The organism is Bacteroidia bacterium (assembly GCA_039924845.1).
Classification (GTDB): domain Bacteria; phylum Bacteroidota; class Bacteroidia; order DATLTG01; family DATLTG01; genus DATLTG01.
Map to the genome: position 1 here is coordinate 1 of JBDTAC010000092.1, position 3,667 is coordinate 3,667.

Annotated in this window: 2 protein-coding genes; both read right to left on the reverse strand. The window is 35.1% G+C overall.

Features of this window, described 5'->3' with window-relative positions; translation table 11 throughout:
• The coding region (locus ABIZ51_11340) for a hypothetical protein (GenBank protein ID MEO7089376.1) at positions 1 to 567 on the reverse strand (567 nt) is incomplete at its 3' end.
• 152 nt (positions 568 to 719) lie between these two features.
• On the reverse strand, positions 720 to 3,667 hold a 2,948-nt coding region (locus ABIZ51_11345; GenBank protein MEO7089377.1), incomplete at its 5' end, for a gliding motility-associated C-terminal domain-containing protein.

Consider the following 3,667-nt stretch of genomic DNA (forward strand, 5'->3'; position numbering starts at 1 on the left):
TTTTATGCCGGAAGTCGCGTTGGTAAAAAGCACCCAGTCAATACCTGGATAAATATTTTTGATGGTAATTTTTTGATAGCTGCGTACATTTAAAACTCCTTGCGGACATTGGCTGAGGTAATAATTAGTATAATCATCGCTTTCGTCTTCTTTCAAAATATTGTCTTTGCTAATTGTTGCACCCACCAAATTCATATCTGCACGACAATATTTCAAAGTTATGCTATCATTCATAAAATTGAATTTAGGATTCATGCTCATTTTATTTTTGAGTACATTTTTCTTCTTGTGTTTTTCCACATCTGTGAAAACATAGCTAATACCTTTTGTGGTGATGTAAACATCCATTCCTTTTCCGCTCACTTCAAACAATAAATCCTTGTCTGCTTTGTGATTCATATCTGCCATTTGTCCATTGTTTTCGAGGAAACGTAAATTGCTACTGTTTTGCATCCATTTATTTACGTTGGCAGTTAAAGCAGCATCCGCTTTTACAGAAGTTTTATTTTTCGCATTCGCAGATAAGGCGAAACAAAATAAAAAAACGATGAAAGGTATTTTTTTCATTAAGGTTAAATTCAATACCAAAGATAAACATTTCTTACGTCCTTTTTTCTTGAAAGAAAAGATGAAAAATTCAAAGCTTGACTTTTTCATCAACACATTTTCAAATTTTCAAATCAATTTCAATTCTCCATTCTTAATTTTGCATTCTGCATTTACTTTATCACTTCCAAAAAGCCTTTCTTTATAGTTCCGTCAGGCAAGGTTAATAAGTAATAATAAGTGCCGGAAACAACATCCGATGCTTCCCAATTGTTTTGGTAATTAAGACTTTGGTAAACAGTATTTCCCCAACGATTAAAAATTTTTAATTTGCATTGTGCCGGTAAATTTGTGATGAAAAAAGCATCGTTTTTACCATCGTTATTTGGTGTTATTATGTTGGGTATTTGAATTTGCCCTAAAGTTGGAGGTGTAGCGCAATCTTTCACATAAACGTTAACTTTTGCACTATCAATATTTCCGCAAGCATTAGTTCCTACAACTGTATAAACTGTATTTGTTATTGGTTTTACAATTACTATTGAATCATTTACAATAATAAGCCCAGTATTTGGATGCCACGAATAATTACTACCACCACTTGCTTTTAAAATATTTGAATCGCCTAAGCAAATTGTGTCGGGAGAAGAAATTACTTTTATTGGTGGTGGATTTATAATATAAACGGTAACTTTTGCGCTATCAATATCTCCGCAAGAGTTCGTTCCTACAACTGTATAAACTGTATTTGTTATTGGTTTTACAATTACTATTGAATCGTTTACAATAATAAGTCCAGTACTTGGATGCCATGAATAATTATTTCCACCACTTACTTTTAAAATACTCGAATCGCCTAAACATATACTATCAGGAGAAGCTATTATTTTTATACCTGATGATATTGTAAATTGTGCTATTAATAAATTATCTATTCCTGCACACGTATTTTCAAAATAAGCACCGCCTCCAGGGCTTATGGTTGGGTAACCTGTTGAATTTGCAGCATCAGCTGTTAGCCACACATTTACTCCATCACTGGAAACATAGCTTCCATCATTTTCTTGATCTTCACCATAAAAAGTTGCCCATTTACGAACTCCTGTATTGGAAAATTGCAATATAAAAACATCTTGATCCCCAGACGTCATTGTTCCTTGAAAATAGGAATTACATCCCATATTCAAAGTTGGAAAATCTGTTGAATTTGTACTTCCTGTTACCCAAACATTTGCTCCATCACTGGAAATAGAATATCCTATATCTCCATAACTACCGCTCCCACCGTAATAAGTCGCCCATTTGCGAACATCAGATATAGTAAATTGCAAAATAAAAGCGGTTCCATTAGCATTTCCTGTTCCTTGAAAATAAGCACCGCCTCCTGGATTAAATGTTGGAAAATTTGTTGAAATTGTAGCTCCTGTTACCCATACATTTGTGCCATCACTCGAAACAGAAGTGCCATAATTTCCAAGACTAAAGCCACTCCCACCATAATAAGTCGCCCATTTACGAACACCAGAAGTGTTGAATTGTAAAATAAAAGCATTTGAATTCCCTCCTAAAGCTCCTTGAAAATACGCTCCAGCACCTGGATTAAATGTTGGAAAATTTGTTGAACCAGTTTCTCCTGTTACCCAAACATTAGTTCCGTCACTGGAAATAGAATAACCAATATCTCCATAGCTCCCACCATAATAAGTTGCCCATTTGCGAACTCCAGAAGTAGAAAATTGCAAAATAAAAGCTTCTCCAGTAACATTTCCTGTACCTTGAAAATAAACTCCACCGCCCGGATTAAATGTTGGAAAATCAATTGAAGTTGTCTGTCCTGTTACCCACACATTTGCTCCATCACTGGAAATAGAATAACCAGCATCTCCATTACTACCACCATAATAAGTTGCCCATTTGCGAACTCCACTTGTGGAAAATTGTAAAATAAAGGCATTTTGACTTCCAGCTAATGTTCCTTGAAAATACGCTCCACCTGGGTTAAAGGTTGGAAAATCTGTTGAACTTGTAGCTCCTGTTACCCAAACACTTGCCCCATCACTATAAATAGAAAGACCATAATCTCCATTACTCCCACCATAATATGTTGCCCACTTGCGAACTCCAGAAGTAGAAAATTGCAAAACAAAAGGATTAATAGAACTTCCTCCTAATGTTCCTTGAAAATATGCTCCAGCACCGGGATCAAATGTTGGAAAACCTATTGAAGTTTCATATCCTGTTACGTAAACATTTGTTCCATCACTTTGAATACCCATTGGTTCTGTCCCTACATTTCCACCATAATACGTTGCCCAAACCAATACAGGGTCAATGATTAGGATTTTGTGTTTGTTGTAGTTGCTTATAGCAAAACTTATTTCATTGTTTTTTATAATGTAGTTGGTTTCAATTTTGTTTTGCTCGTTTTCATCGGTATAACTTAGGGGAGTACCTTCCGTAATTTTACTCATTGGCGTATTTATGTTTATCGAACCATCGCTTTGTAATTCCGGGTTATCCGTCCATTTGTATTGTAATTTCAGTTGCGAAGCATCCGCTCCGGGATGTATTACAAAATTATATTTTATGCCAGAAGTCGCGTTAGTAAAAAGTACCCAGTCAATACCCGGATAAATATTTTTGATCGTAATTTTTTTGTAGCTGCGTACATTTAAAACTCCTTGCGGACATTGGCTGAGATAATAATTATCATAGTCTTCGCTTTCGCCTTCTTTCAAAATATTTTCTTTGCTAATTGTTGCGCCTACCAGATTCATATCTGCACGACAATATTTCAACGTTATGCTATCATTCATAAAATTGAATTTAGAATTCATTCCCATTTTATTTTTGAGCAAATTTTTCTTCTTGTGTTTTTCCACATCTGTGAAAACGTAGCTAATACCTTTCGTGGTGATGTAAACATCCATTCCTTTTCCGCTTACTTCAAACAATAAATCAGAGTCTGTTTTGTGATTCATATCTGCCATTTGCCCTTTGTTTTCAAGGAAACGCAAATTGCTACTGTTTTGCATCCATTTATTTACGTTGGCAGTTAAAGCAGGATCGGCTTTTACGGAAGTTTTTATTTTCGCATTCGCGGTAAACGCGAAACAAAATA